9 protein-coding genes are annotated in these 13,167 nt (G+C 66.4%); 5 read left to right on the plus strand and 4 right to left on the minus strand.

The genetic code is table 11. The annotated features are described in order from the left end of the window. The first annotated feature begins 16 nt into the window (after positions 1-16). Both ACNI65_RS09605 and ACNI65_RS09610 read left to right on the plus strand, forming a co-directional pair. Entirely contained in the window at positions 17-838 is an 822-nt protein-coding gene (locus tag ACNI65_RS09605) for a hypothetical protein (protein WP_416762634.1), read from the plus strand. 29 nt (positions 839-867) lie between these two features. Next, positions 868-7,677: a calcium-binding protein gene (locus tag ACNI65_RS09610; RefSeq protein WP_416762636.1), complete on the plus strand. Its 6,810-nt coding sequence runs from the start codon at positions 868-870 to the stop codon at positions 7,675-7,677. Positions 7,678-7,786: 109 nt separating this feature from the next. On the opposite strand, the gene ACNI65_RS09615 is transcribed toward ACNI65_RS09610, so the two are convergent. After that, positions 7,787-9,199 carry a TolB family protein gene (locus ACNI65_RS09615; protein ID WP_416762637.1) on the minus strand — a complete coding sequence of 471 codons (1,413 nt, stop codon included), beginning with the start codon at positions 9,197-9,199 and terminating at the stop codon, positions 7,787-7,789. Positions 9,200-9,326: 127 nt separating this feature from the next. Next, positions 9,327-9,629, minus strand: coding sequence for a hypothetical protein (locus ACNI65_RS09620; RefSeq protein ID WP_416762639.1), 303 nt, complete (start codon positions 9,627-9,629; stop codon positions 9,327-9,329). Between the two features lie 148 nt (positions 9,630-9,777). Between ACNI65_RS09620 and ACNI65_RS09625 the strand changes: the two genes are divergently transcribed. Next, positions 9,778-10,713: a LysR family transcriptional regulator ArgP gene (locus tag ACNI65_RS09625; RefSeq protein ID WP_416762640.1), complete on the plus strand. Its 936-nt coding sequence runs from the start codon at positions 9,778-9,780 to the stop codon at positions 10,711-10,713. A gap of 21 nt (positions 10,714-10,734) precedes the next feature. Here ACNI65_RS09625 and ACNI65_RS09630 read toward each other — a convergent pair whose 3' ends face one another. Continuing rightward, positions 10,735-11,235 (minus strand): hypothetical protein, encoded by a 501-nt coding sequence (locus tag ACNI65_RS09630; RefSeq protein ID WP_416762641.1) that lies wholly within the window; start codon positions 11,233-11,235, stop codon positions 10,735-10,737. Positions 11,236-11,395: 160 nt separating this feature from the next. On the opposite strand from ACNI65_RS09630, the gene ACNI65_RS09635 reads away from it, so the two are divergent. Next, positions 11,396-11,944, plus strand: a complete 549-nt coding sequence (locus tag ACNI65_RS09635; RefSeq protein WP_416762642.1) for a hypothetical protein — start codon at positions 11,396-11,398, stop codon at positions 11,942-11,944. Positions 11,945-12,112: 168 nt separating this feature from the next. Continuing rightward, positions 12,113-12,412 (plus strand): hypothetical protein, encoded by a 300-nt coding sequence (locus ACNI65_RS09640; RefSeq protein WP_416762643.1) that lies wholly within the window; start codon positions 12,113-12,115, stop codon positions 12,410-12,412. A 36-nt stretch (positions 12,413-12,448) separates the two neighbouring features. Here ACNI65_RS09640 and tagF read toward each other — a convergent pair whose 3' ends face one another. Next, the gene (tagF, locus tag ACNI65_RS09645; protein ID WP_416762644.1) at positions 12,449-13,159 is read right to left on the minus strand and encodes a type VI secretion system-associated protein TagF; all 711 of its coding nucleotides are present in this window, start codon (positions 13,157-13,159) and stop codon (positions 12,449-12,451) included. Positions 13,160-13,167 lie beyond the last annotated feature (8 nt).

A 13,167-nucleotide genomic window follows, 5' to 3' on the forward strand; every position in this document is an offset into this window, starting at 1 on the left:
ATCGCAGGGATTCAATATGAACCGACGTTTTTTCTCCCGCCGCCTGGTTGGTGCGGCAATCTCCGGAATGATTCTTCCGGGATGCAAGGAAAAGGAGCAATCTGTGGAAGATTCAGTCGTTGTCGCGAGAGCGCGAGCATATGCCGACGAACATTTTTTGCCCCAGCATCGGGCCGCTTTCATTGAGACGGCACGAGACGTGGAGAAATATTACTCCACCGCCCTGATCAAGGAATTTCATGGCGGCCATACCTTCGCGTGGCCAGCGAACTTCATGGCGCCCGATGCCAGGAAACGATTCGAGAAGTTTGCGATTCCGGGGGGCGAGGGGTTTCAGTTTCCGCCCGGGAAACCTGCGCTGGGCCAATGGCGATTCTTTTGGCCCACGATGTCCGGGTACGACCTGGAAAACTGGATGAATGAGCTCGATCCTCGTCTGATCGAGTACGTCATCTACCAGCTTCATCCGTCAGGCTCCGACACCATCACCACCGAACAGTCCATGGCTCGATTGCATGCCTCGAAAGTCATCGAGCTGGAGCCCGGTCTGCGCAGACATGGTCTGGAGGGATACCGATGGATCCTGCCGGATGGCACGCCGCGCGATCTCGTCGAGTGGGTGGGGAAGCGCCAGGACGGGGGGCTTTTTCGTATGAGCTGCGTCGATCCGGAATACCCTCAAAAGGCGCAGGTTCCTTATCCGCAATGCAGCGTCTCCATGTTTGATTCGGACACTGGAGAGGAAGTTGTCTATCGCTATCCACTGAAGTTGTTCGAGCATTGGAAATCCATTGAGGAACAAACCAGGAAGATCATCCGTTCATGGCGAACTCGATGAATTGACAGATTAATCCAGGGAGATAATAAATGGCATCGCTCACGTTGAACCAGAATCAGATCAATCAGATCAACGCGCTGACCTCAAATGGCACGAAGGACTATTACAAGGCCTATCAATACATCGTCTCGCTGAATTCCAGCGGCGAGATTGCGCTCAACGCCGACACGCTCTACTGGTTCAAGCAGGCCGCGGAGATCAATTCAAACGATCCCATGAGCCCTGCCAATGTCTTCATTCGCGCGCACACCATGATCGGTGCCGAGCACGCGAAGAAGGACATCGACATGCAGAAGATCTCCGACTCGATCGGCGCCGCCGTGATTGGCGACCTGGTTCGAGGCAGTCCGGTCGAGGTCGAGAAGATGTGGCAGAAGGACATCTCGATGGCGACCAAGGACTATGGCCTGCCCGTCGGAGGCTGGGGTGGCGCCTTCTTTTACTTCGACAAGAAGATGTCGGACTCCGATTCGCTCACCATCGGCGAACTCATCCAGGAGAATCGCTTCCAACGCGAGACCTTCGTGGATGCGATGTCCTTCGCAGGCGCGGCCTCGCTGGGCCGGGTCCTGACAGCGCCCGGCATCGTCTTTGACCAGGACAAGATGGATGCGTTCGGCGACGCCATGGCGGCGGGCGTCAACAACATTCCCTTCTCGCTCAAGGCGCAGATCGTTGCCAGGACGATGGAGCGCACCTACGACTACTGGACGGAAGGCAAGTACGGGAACAAGTCCTGGGCGGAGGTGCAACGCGCCTTCCAGTCCTATTTCCGCGGCACCTTCGACGACGAGAACGTCCTCCTGCGCTTGCTGGACCGATTCGCCTCCGCCAAGAAGATCCTCTCGCCGATCGTCCTGGATCTCGATGGGAACGGGATCGCCACGTCCGATGCCGATGACGGCGAGGCGCATTTCGACCACGATGGCAACGGGGCGCGCGAGCGTACCGGATGGGTGCGCGGAAACGATGCCTTGCTGGTGCTCGACCGCAACGGCGACGGCAGGATCGATTCAGGCCGGGAGCTCTTCGGCAATCAGACGAAACTGGCCAACGGTCAACTCGCGGCCAACGGGTATGAGGCGCTGGCGGAACTGGACAAGAACAACGACGGTCGCATCGATCAGGCCGATGACGCCTATGCTGCGCTTCGGCTGTGGCTTGACGACGGCGACGGCACGCTCGAGGGCGGTGAACTGAAGACGCTGGCCGAGGCCGGCGTCCGCAGCATCTCGACCGAGTACCTCGCAGCGGACATCCGCGATGAGCACGGCAATCGCATCCGGCAAGTCGGCACCTTCGAGCGCGCCGACGGCAGCACCGGGGGCGCGGCGGACGTCTGGTTCCGCGTGGATCCGGCCCGTGGCCAGGCGCCGGAGGAGGTGCCGGTCTCCGCCGACGTCGCGGCGCTTCCTGACCTCTGGGGCTTCGGCAACCTGCCGAGCCTCCACCAGGCCATCATGAAGGACGGCACCGGCCTGATGAAGGGCTGGCTCCAGGAGTTCGTCGCCTCCGACGATCCGCGCGAGCGCCGTGCGCTGCTCAAGGCCTTGCTGTATCGATGGGGCGGGGTGGATGTGCGGCAAACCGGCGCGTTCGAGAGCGTCTATGAACAGCTGCCGGTGCTTGAGGCCTTCCTCGGAGACCGGTTCACCCAGTACGGCGGCACGATCTACGAGACCAACTCGCCGGGCGCCGTTGCGGGCGGCTACCTGAACTTCGTGTTTGCGGACTTCGCCGAGGAGTTGTACGCGCGACTGATGCAACAGACGCATCTGTCGAGCTTCTTCAAGGCCGTCGACTATCGGTTCGACGCCGCGACCAACACCTACTCGACGGATCTGACCGCCGCGATCGGGGTCGCGCGCGGGCTCTACCAACAGGACCCCTCCGCCGTGAAGGATCTTGCCGGCGTGCTCATGCGCATGGGCGCCAACGGGGAAGACATCCTGCAGCAGCTGCGAACCTTCGCTGCCGGCTCGACGGACGAGTTTGGCCGGTGGATGGTCGGTCAGCTCCAACTGGAAGGCGTCGGCGGCTACACGGACGATTGGTTGCGAGGCGCCAGCGGCAACGAGGCCATCGTGGGTAACGGTGGCAACGACATTCTGGACGGCGGCGCGGGCGACGACACCCTGATGGGCGGAACGGGGAACGACACCTACCTGTTCGGACTGGGCAGCGGGCATGACACGGTGCTCGATGAGAGCGGCGCGCGGGACCGGATCCAGTTCGGGCCTGGCATCCTGCCTTCGCAGATCACGCTCGAGCGGAGCGGCTTCGACACCGTGATCCGGATCGTCGGCGCCCCCGACACCTTGACGGTGTCCACCTGGGGCGGCGGGATGGAGTTCCGCCTGGAGGAGTTCGCCTTCGCGGATGGCACCGTCTGGAACCAGGCGCAGATCTACGCGTTGATCCCCCCGCCGCAGCAGATTGGCGGCGCCGGCAATGACGTGCTCGCGGCGTTCGCTGACGAGCCCGGAACGCTGCAGGGCGGCGCGGGCAATGACACGCTGCTCGGGTACGGCATGAGCGACCACCTCGATGGCGGCGATGGCGCCGACCTGCTGCGGGGCGATCTGGGCGATGACACCTTGCTGGGCGGCGCGGGCAACGACGTCCTGGATGCCGGCGAGGGCGACGACCGCCTGGATGGTGACGCGGGGGATGACCTGCTGGACGCCGGGGCGGGCAATGACAGCTTGCGTGGTGGCGCCGGAAGGGACCGCTTGAGTGGCGGGGAAGGCAACGACACGATGGAAGGCGGCGGCGGTGAGGACCTCCTGATCGGCGGTGGCGGCGACAACGTGATCCGCTTCGACCGGAGTTCGGGTCGGGACTATCTCGACCAATCCAAGGCCTCCGGACGTGGGCGGGACACCGTGGTGCTGGGCGCCGGCATCGCCATGGGTGATGTCGCGCTCCGACGCGTGGACGGTCACCTGGTCTTGCGGCTCGCTGGCTCCGATGCGGAGCTGATCGTGCTGGATTTCTTCAGTTCGATGACCACGACCGGCCAGCGCAACGAACTCTCGGCCATCCGGTTCGCCGACGGCAGCAGCTGGAGCAGCGACGACGTGCGCCAGCGCGTCCAGGACATGGGGCTCACTCGCTCGACGACCTCGGATGGGCGGACGCTGGACCTGGCGGAAGGATCGGCGGCCCTCGCCGCGGATGCCAACGATCTGTCGGCTCAGCCGGGCCTCCATCAATCCCGCTTGTTGGGCAACGCGGGCGACAACGTCCTCACCGGCAATGCCGCGTCGAACGTCTTCAATGGGCCGTCGTTCGAGGACGGTCGGGCCTGGTTGTCCTGGCAGGCGCCCGGCGCGAGAGGGGTCTCCGCGGAGACCCGCGGCGGTCGCGACACCCTGATCGGGGGCGCGGGCGACGACATCTACTACACCACCTCGATCAACGGGGAAGGCAATCCGTACATCAACTATCCCAATCAGCTGGGTACAGGGAACGACACGATCATCGAGCTTGCGGGTGAGGGGCATGACACGGTGATCACCACCGCGTATCACGAGACGCTCGCCGACAACGTCGAGGACCTGATCTCGTTCAACGCGCAGGACTATTACTACACCAACTCCGGTCAGAGCATCGCGCATACCTACACCGGCAACGCGCTGAACAACGTCATCGACGGGAGCCGTGTCTCGGGGGCGGTCAGGCTGGATGGCGGCGCCGGTGCCGACACCATGATTGGAGGGGCTGATGCCGAGACGACGTTCGTCGTCGACGACATCGGTGACGTGGTGCTCGGCGAGGACGCGGCCAACAACAGGAGGGCCGACACCGTCGAGGCCTCCATTTCCTACACCTTGACCGCGGGCATCGAGAACCTGACCCTGACCGGTTCCGCCGCGACCCGCGGGACCGGCAACGCGCTCAACAACGTGCTCGACGGCAGCCAGAACGCGGCCGCGAACACGCTAGTGGGCGGGCTGGGAGACGACTTCTACCGCGTGGACGCCTCGGACGTGATCGTCGAGAAGGAAGGCGAGGGCTTCGATACCGTCGTGGTCGTTTCGGCCGGGGGGGCGTCGATGTTCCAGCTCGATCTCGCCGCTTCCGTGGAGCGCCTGGTGCTGGACGAGGCGGTCGGCGAGATCGGCGTGGTCGGATCCGACCTGAACGACAACTTCGCCGGCAACTCGAAGCGCAACGTGTTGGTCGGCGGCGCGGGCAACGACACGCTCGATGATGGCGGCATCCGCGATCCGCTCTGGGGGCGCTACATCGTTTCCGGCCAGGACGTGCTGGATGGCGGTGCGGGCGACGACCTCATCTACACGCACGGCGACTACGACCAGATCACGGGCGGCACCGGCAACGACACGATCTCGCTGGTCTTCGACGAGCGCGGTTCCGCGCGCGCCTACTTCAATCGTGGCGACGGCACCGACTGGTTTACTGAAACAACCGTCGGATCGGTCGATATCGAGTTCGGCGCGGGCATCGATGCCTCCGAGTTCACGATGACACGCCAGGGCGACGATCTTCGACTCGGCGTGGGGTCTCCCGGCGACTCGATGACCTTCAGCCAGGCGTTCATCGACCCGGGCACCGACCCCTTCCGCTCGACGCTGGGCACGGTCACCTTCGCGGATGGCTTCGAGCTCAGCCGCGCGGAAGTCCGGGCGAGATTCCTCAATGGCGGCGTCAATGTTGTGACCGAGGACGCCGACGTGATCATCGCCGGTGCTGCGGCGGACACGCTGTCGGGAGGTGGTGGCGATGATCGCATCGCCGCTGGCGCCGGCGACGACGACATCTCCGGCGGTCAAGGCAACGACTCCTTGTATGGCGGCCTGGGCAACGACACCTATCGATTCAACGTTGGAGACGGTGTGGACGCGATCAGCGACGCTGGCGGAATCGATACCCTTGTGCTGGGCCCTGGTCTGAACGAAGCGGACATGGCCGTGAGCGCCTGGTGGCCCAACGACCTGCTGCTGACCTTCGGCAACGACCGGATCCGGATCAAGGACGGTCGGATCGAGGGCGCAACCGCGTCGATCGAGTTCGTGCGGTTCGCCGATGGGACTGTGCGCGACATGGCCTATCTGCGCTCGCTCGAGGCGTATCGCGGCAGCGATGGCGATGACAACATGTTGGGCGATCCCGTCAATGATCGACTTCTGGGGCTGGCAGGCAACGACACGCTGGACGGCGGAGGCGGAGCCGACACGCTCATCGGTGGACTGGGTGACGACACCTACCTGGTCGACAGCACCGACGACGTGGTGGTCGAGGAGTTGAATCAGGGTACCGACCTCGTACGGACATCCGTGTCGTATGTTTTGCCCGCCAACGTCGAGAACATCGTGCTCACCGGCACGGCGGCGATCTCCGCGACTGGCAATGCGCTGAACAACAAGCTTGACGGCAACGCGGGAGCGAACCGGCTGGACGGCGGCTTGGGCGCCGACGCGATGAAGGGCGGGGCCGGCGACGACACCTACGTGGTGGACAACGCCGGCGACACCGTCACCGAGTCGTCCAACCAGGGTACGGACAAGGTGTTCGCGAGCATCGGCTACACGCTGGGCAGCAACGTGGAGCAACTGGAGCTCACCGGCAGCGCGGACATCAACGGAACAGGCAACTCGCTCGCCAACGTCCTCGTCGGCAACGCGGGCGCCAACGTGCTGACTGGCGGTGCCGGCAACGACACGATGAACGGCGGGCTGGGCAATGACACGTATGTGGTCGATGCCGCCGGAGACGTCGTGAACGAGAACGCCGGGGAGGGCATCGACCTGGTGCAGAGCAGCGTGACCTGGACCTTGGGCGCCAATGTCGAGCATCTGACGCTGACCGGCTCCAATGCCATCAATGGCACGGGCAACGCGCTCGACAACGTGCTCACGGGCAACAGCGGCGCCAACAAGCTGGACGGTGGCGCCGGGAACGATTCGCTGGTGGGCGGCGGTGGCGCCGACTCGCTGATCGGCGGTGCGGGCAACGACACGCTCGATGGAGGCTCAGGCAACGACACGATGCTGGGCGGAACCGGTGACGATACCTACCTGGTAGACGCGACGACCGACGTGATCACGGAGAACGCCGGCGAGGGGACAGACACCGTCCTCACCACGGTCACATTGACCGCGCTGGCCAACAACGTGGAGAACGTGGCCCTGCAAGGCAGCACGGCGCTCAGCGCCACGGGCAATGTGGCCAACAACGTCATGACCGGCAACTCCGCCGCCAACACCCTGACAGGCGCTGCGGGCAACGACACGCTCGCGGGCGGTCTCGGCAACGACACCCTCAATGGCGGTGCCGGTGCGGACGTCTACCTGTTCAACAAGGGCGACGGCACCGACACCATCCAGGACAACGACAGCACCGCCAACGTCCTGGACCAGTTGAGCTTCGGCGCTGGCATCACGCGTGCGGGCACGACCTTCAAGAAGGTCAGCAACAACCTGGAGATCACGTTCTCTGGCACCACGACCGACAAGGTCGTGGTCAAGGACTGGTACCTGGGCGCGGCCTACCAGGTCGAACGCGTCGTCTATGCCGACGGCACCGTGCTGACCAACGCCCAGGTCAACACGGCTGCGGGCCAAGCGGCCGGGGCGAAGACGGCGCTCATGCGCGAGTCGGAGGCACCGACGGTGACCGAGAGCCTGGAGGCGAGGACACTGGCGATCGGCGGCATGCTGGGCTCACCGGCCCAGATCGCCATGACCCGTCAGGCGGATGCGTTGATCGCTGCGATGGCGTCGTTCTCGGGCTCGTCGTCGATGGCCTCGAACGCGATGCTGCCGAGCTATACAGGCAGTCACCGGGAGTTGATCGCCGTCTCGGAACGCTGAGCCGACTGGCCTCTCACGGAAACGCCTCAGGTGCCGAGCGCACCTGGGGCGTTTTTTCGTCGGCTGCTCGTTTCAACGAGCGGCGGCTGGACCGACGCCCAACATCCGCCTACCCCACACACTTCCCACTCGCCCCCGCGCTCGGCGGCAACGGCGCCCCGGGCAGTTCCACCGCGTAATGCAGCGACAGCATCTGCCAGCCCTGCGGCCCGAGCTGCCACTGCGTGCTGTTCACGCCGACGTAGTCCGGCGCTGCCTGCGCCGCATCACGGCGTGACTCCACGACGCTGTAGACCTCGGCATGCCCCGCGTAGCGGCGCACCTCCCGATGGATCTCGCACTCTCGCAGCCCGCGCGCGCTCGGCTTGCCGACGGCGGCCGCGAACGCGTCGGCCGTCCAGCTTCTCGCCTGGATCTGGCTGGCCGACGCATTCAACTGCTGCGCCCACACGCGCGCCTCCGGATGCATCAGCGCGCGCAGGCGCTCCGCATCGCCCGGCTGACCCGGCTCGTGATCGAAGGTCCGCCATAGCGCGCTGACCTGCGCGTCCAAGCTCGAACGGCTGAACGCCTGCGCTTCAGAACCGAGCGCCTCCACCACCGCCGGCCAGCTCACGCGATAGACCGCCGACAAACCCGCCGCCACGCCCGGCGCCGCCCGCGTCGACGCGAACAGCAGCCAGCGGCCATCGGCCGTGATCGATGGCGTGAACTCGAACCCGGGCCCGTTGACCGGCGCGGGCAGGCGCATCGCCGGGCCGAAGCGGTCGCCGACGCGCTCCGCCGCATAGAGATCCGCTCCGCCTTCGCTGCCGGCGCGGTTGCTCCACCACAGCGCGAATCGACCGTCGGGGCTGAAGGTGAAATCGCTGTTGGCCGTGCCTTCGTTGATTGGCGACGGCAACGCGCGAGGCGCCGTCTGCTCGTCGTCGTCCACGCGATAAACGGACAGCTTGCCCGGCCCACCCGCGCGAGTGGAGGCGAAATACAGCCGCGTGCCGTAGCGCTCCGGCCCCAGCTCCTGGCCCGCGCTCTGACGCGCGTCGGCCAGGCGTCGCGGTGGCGCCCAGGACCCGGCATCGAGGTACGTCAGCCGCGTCTCAAACAGATCGAGATCGTCGCCACGCGGCTTCGCGTCGTCAGCGGGCCGGCTGGAGACGAAGGTCAGCGTCTTGCCGTCGGCCGACAGATGCGGGTCGGAATCCCGCCAGCGCGGATCGGAGAAGGGCAGCGACTCGGGCGCGCGCCAAGCACCGATCGCCTCCCGTCGCTGCCAGAAGATCCTCGACGCCTTGAAGCCCGCCTCGGATCGCGCGAACACGCGCAGCGTCGCGGTCTCCTGCAGGTTGTAGGTCTGCGTGCCCGCTTCCGATCCCGGCAGGTCCACGCGCTCGACGACCAGTTCGCGCGCGGCCGCGGTTGATGGGGGTGTCGCCGCATGGGCGGCCGTGCCAACAAGGAACGGGCCGTGGAATGCCGTCAGGATGAGCAGGGCAAGCGGGTTCAGGACACGTGCGTGCATGGCAGGCGAGGCGGGAAGTCCAAGGTGCGCGGATGCTAGGAGCGGTCCCGGCCTCGGATCGGCGTCATGCGATGAATCCCGAGATTCCCGCCGCCAGCTCAGCCGGCGGCGGATGGGATGGCGCGCATCAGCCCTTGACCGCCGCATACCCGTGCGCCTTCATGCAGCCCTTGATCAGGTCAGCCTGGCGCATGCCGACGACCACGCCGTCGCCCACGGCCTGGCCGAGGATCCCACCCGCGTGGTGCCGGCCCAGGTGGTAGCTGCTGCCGTGACTCGCGGTCGCAGCCTTGGCTTCGTACTCGCACTCGCTCTTGGCCTGCGCGACCGGGCTCATCGATTCATCGGTGGGCACGTAGCGCGTGGTGGAACACGCCGTGGTCGCCATCGCGGCGATGACCAGGGACAGGACAACTTGCAGCTTCTTCATGAGGGTTCTCCTTCGGTTGGTTGAGGGCCGCTGTGTTGAAGCGGTAACTGCAGTGTCCGGATTCACCTGGTTTTCATGAAGCAGGATTCATTCAATTCAGCCATCCGAAGTTTTGCTTAAGATGCGCCGACCCGTCCGGAGGTGCCCCATGCGTTTCGATCCCCGTCAGACCGCGGCCTTGCTCGCGGTGCTGGAGACTGGCAGCTTCGAGGCCGCAGCGCAGCAACTGCACATCACGGCCTCGGCGGTCTCGCAGCGGATCCGCGCGCTGGAGATCGAGATGGGCGGCACCCTGATCGCCCGCACGCGGCCCTGCCACGGGACGCCGCTCGGGCAACGGCTGATGCAGCACCTGCGCCGCGCCGCGCTGCTCGAGGACGACTTCGACGCCGAGATCCGCGGCCACGCCGAGGCGCCGCTGCGACTGGTGCTGGCCGTCAACGCGGATTCACTCGCGACCTGGTTCGTGCCGGCGCTCGCGCCGATGTTCGTCGCCGAGAACGTGCTGCTCGAGACCCATGTGGACGATCAGGACCACACGCAGGCGCTGATGACCTCGGGCGAGGCGGTGGGCTGCGTGACGACACAGGCCGACGCCATCCGCGGTTGCGAGGCCTTGCCCTTGGGCGTGATGCGTTATCGGCTGATGGCCTCGCGCGACTTCGTGCGGGATCGCTTTCCCGAGGGGCTGAGCCGGGACGCGATGCGCCGCGCGCCGGTGGTCGCGGCCAGCCGCAAGGATCGTCTGCACACGCGGGTGATCGAGCGGCGTCTGGGGTTGAAGGAGGACGCCTATCCCTGCCACCACATCGGACCGGCGATTCCGCGCTTCGAGTCCGTCGGTCGCGCGCTGGGCGTGGGCATGGTGCCTGAGCTGTGGCTGGCGTCGCAGCCGAAGGCCGCGCGCGAGGACTTCGTCGACCTGCTGCCGGACCATCCGACCGATGTCGCGCTGTTCTGGCACGGATGGAAGCTGCAATCGCCCCGGCTGGAGCGGCTGACGAAGCGTCTGGTCAGCGCGGCGCAGGACGTGTTGCTTGGATCGACCCAGCCAGCACGGACGAAGCGGACGACCCGCTTGTGAGCTCGTGAGCTCGACAGTCGATCAGAGCGGCTCGCGCTTGCCCACGTCTGACATCAGCCTGCGGTTGGGGACCGAACGAAGCAGGGCGCGCTCGCGTCGCACGCGCCAGCAGAATCGAACGAGCCCCAGCGTCCAGAGCATCGCGATGCCCGTGCCCAGCAGCTCCAGCCATCGAAGTCCAGGCAGCGCGTCCGGATCCGGACGGAGCCAGGTGAGCACGCAGATCACCGGCAGCAGGACCGCCAGCAGTGATTGCCGCTCGGCGGTCGGCAGCGCCACCTCGCCGGTCGTCTGGTTCTGCCAACCGACGACGCTCTGCAGCTGACCGGGCGTGCGGCACAGCGCGGTGATCGTGTGGCCGGCTTCGAGGTGCGGCAACCCCGCGATCTGCACGAGGTGAACCACCTGGCCTGCGGCTCGCAAGGAGAAGTCCGTCGACGGCGGCTGATACCGCGTGCGCGGATGGCGCTTCAGGACGGTGACCTCGTCCAGCGTGAAATCGGTCAGGTGCGGGTCGTTCATGGGATGGCGCGCAGTGTCGCCGAAGACGTGGCGGCAACGGTGACGGCGAGGTCGATGCGCCTCTCCCGTCCGCGCAGCCCATGCCTCTCTCTTCGGTGCGTGGACAGACTCGCCCCGCTACCAGAAGATCTCCGCCATCGCTGGAGAAAGGTCCCGCTCGATGCCTCCGATCGTCACCGAACACGCGCTCGTCGATCGGATCCTGGCTTCGCATCGAGAAGCGCTCGGCACGGACTTCGACGGTTATCGCCATCACGTCTATCGCGTCGTCAACTGCTTCAACGCGCTGGGACCGGCGACTTTCGACGGCTCGCCCGCGCTGCCCATCGCCGCCGCCTTTCACGACCTCGGCATCTGGGTCGACGGCACCTTCGACTACCTCGACCCCTCTAGCCGGCTCGCACGAAGCTTCATCGAGGCCGAAGGCCTGGACGATGTCGACCCCGAGCTCGTTCACGATCTGATCGTCCAGCATCACAAGCTGCGGCCGTTCCGCGCCGGCCCGTGGGCCGCGATCGTCGATCAATGGCGCCGCGCCGACACCGTCGATGTGTCGCTCGGCCTCATCACTTTCGGCATCCCTCACGCGCACATCCGCGAGATCCAGCGCCGGCTGCCTGATCGCGGCTTCCATGTCGGCCTGCTCAGGCGCACCGGCGCCGAGTTCCTGCGCAAGCCCTGGAATCCGCTGCCGATGATGCGGTGGTGACGACCATCCACGCGCTGATCGACGCGCTGATCCACGCGCTGATCCACGCGCCCATCCGATCACGCTCATCCCCCGTTCGCCGCCGCCATCCGCAGCTCAGGACACGCCGACCCCGTTGATCCACTCGCGCGCCTACAAACCGTCCTCACGCATCAGGAGGACAAGGACATGCGCAGAGATCCGGCACCGGCGACCCTCGAGGCCCCGCCGCCCGCACCCCCGCGGAGGAAGAGTTATCTGAAGGCCAACGTGGCCGTGACCGCCGCGATCGCCATCGCGGCGACCGCCACCTGGCTCACCGCCATGAGCCTCGTCGAGGCCCACGGCCTGGGCGCGAGCCATCTCGGTCAGGCTGCCGACATCGCCCATCGCGGCGGCCCGGGCACGCTGATGATCGCCGGCGACATCGCCGCGTTGATCGTCGTGGCCATGCTCGCGCGCTTCGCGGCGCGACGCTTCAAGGCCTGAGGACGCACCGGGGCACCCCCAGGTGCTCCGGACCCCTCAAGGCGTCTGCTTCGTCAGCAGCGCCGCGAACGCCTCGACGTAGGGCAGCCCCGGACCCCATCGCATGTGGACCTGCTGTCCCGGCTCGGGGTTGGGCGACCACACGGTGCAACCCGCGAGGCGCTCCATCAGCTCGCCCGCCGCCAGCATCGGCACCGCCGACGTGAGCAGGCTCGCCGACGCGGTGTAGCTCACCCACTGCACCGCGTTCTCCGGCGCGGGCAGCAGCGCCGCGTGGCTGGTCGGCCACGGGGGCGCGCTCGCGAGCGCGTGCTCCAGGCTGTCCACCGTCGCGGTGTCGTCCAGCGTGCGCATCGCCGCGTTGGCCAGCACCGTGTACCAACGGTCCAGGTGGTCGAGCCCGGCCCGGTCTACCGGCGGCTGCGCGCGCGGCTGCGCGATCACCAGCGGGAAGTAGCGCCCGACGTTGTCGCAGCTGGCCATCAGCACGCCGAACCACCACTTCATGTCGACCACGCCCGGCGCCCACGCGAAGCGCAGCACCGGGGCGGTCAGGTAGGTGTCGAGCCAGCGTGGGCCCAGCACCTTGGGCAGGTCCTGCATCATCCCGGACAGCCAGGTGTCGCAATGCCGCACGCAATGCGGCGGCAGCCGGCGCTGCGCGAAATCGCCCAGCGCGGCGACCTTGCCGTACCAACCCGGCGTGCCATCGCCGGACGTGTTCAGGGCTTCGGGCAGCGCGCTCATCTCGGGGG

This window comes from Roseateles sp. So40a, assembly GCF_048081605.1.
In the GTDB taxonomy this organism is placed as follows: Bacteria; Pseudomonadota; Gammaproteobacteria; order Burkholderiales; family Burkholderiaceae_C; genus Roseateles.

Bases quoted from the DNA above. Each gene is read 5' to 3' on its own strand.
- ACNI65_RS09605 (WP_416762634.1), top strand. From the start codon at position 17: ATGAACCGACGTTTTTTCTCCCGCCGCCTGGTTGGTGCGGCAATCTCC.
- ACNI65_RS09610 (WP_416762636.1), top strand. From the start codon at position 868: ATGGCATCGCTCACGTTGAACCAGAATCAGATCAATCAGATCAACGCG.
- ACNI65_RS09615 (WP_416762637.1), bottom strand. From the start codon at position 9,199: ATGCACGCACGTGTCCTGAACCCGCTTGCCCTGCTCATCCTGACGGCA.
- ACNI65_RS09620 (WP_416762639.1), bottom strand. From the start codon at position 9,629: ATGAAGAAGCTGCAAGTTGTCCTGTCCCTGGTCATCGCCGCGATGGCG.
- ACNI65_RS09625 (WP_416762640.1), top strand. From the start codon at position 9,778: ATGCGTTTCGATCCCCGTCAGACCGCGGCCTTGCTCGCGGTGCTGGAG.
- ACNI65_RS09630 (WP_416762641.1), bottom strand. From the start codon at position 11,235: ATGAACGACCCGCACCTGACCGATTTCACGCTGGACGAGGTCACCGTC.
- ACNI65_RS09635 (WP_416762642.1), top strand. From the start codon at position 11,396: ATGCCTCCGATCGTCACCGAACACGCGCTCGTCGATCGGATCCTGGCT.
- ACNI65_RS09640 (WP_416762643.1), top strand. From the start codon at position 12,113: ATGCGCAGAGATCCGGCACCGGCGACCCTCGAGGCCCCGCCGCCCGCA.
- tagF (WP_416762644.1), bottom strand. From the start codon at position 13,159: ATGAGCGCGCTGCCCGAAGCCCTGAACACGTCCGGCGATGGCACGCCG.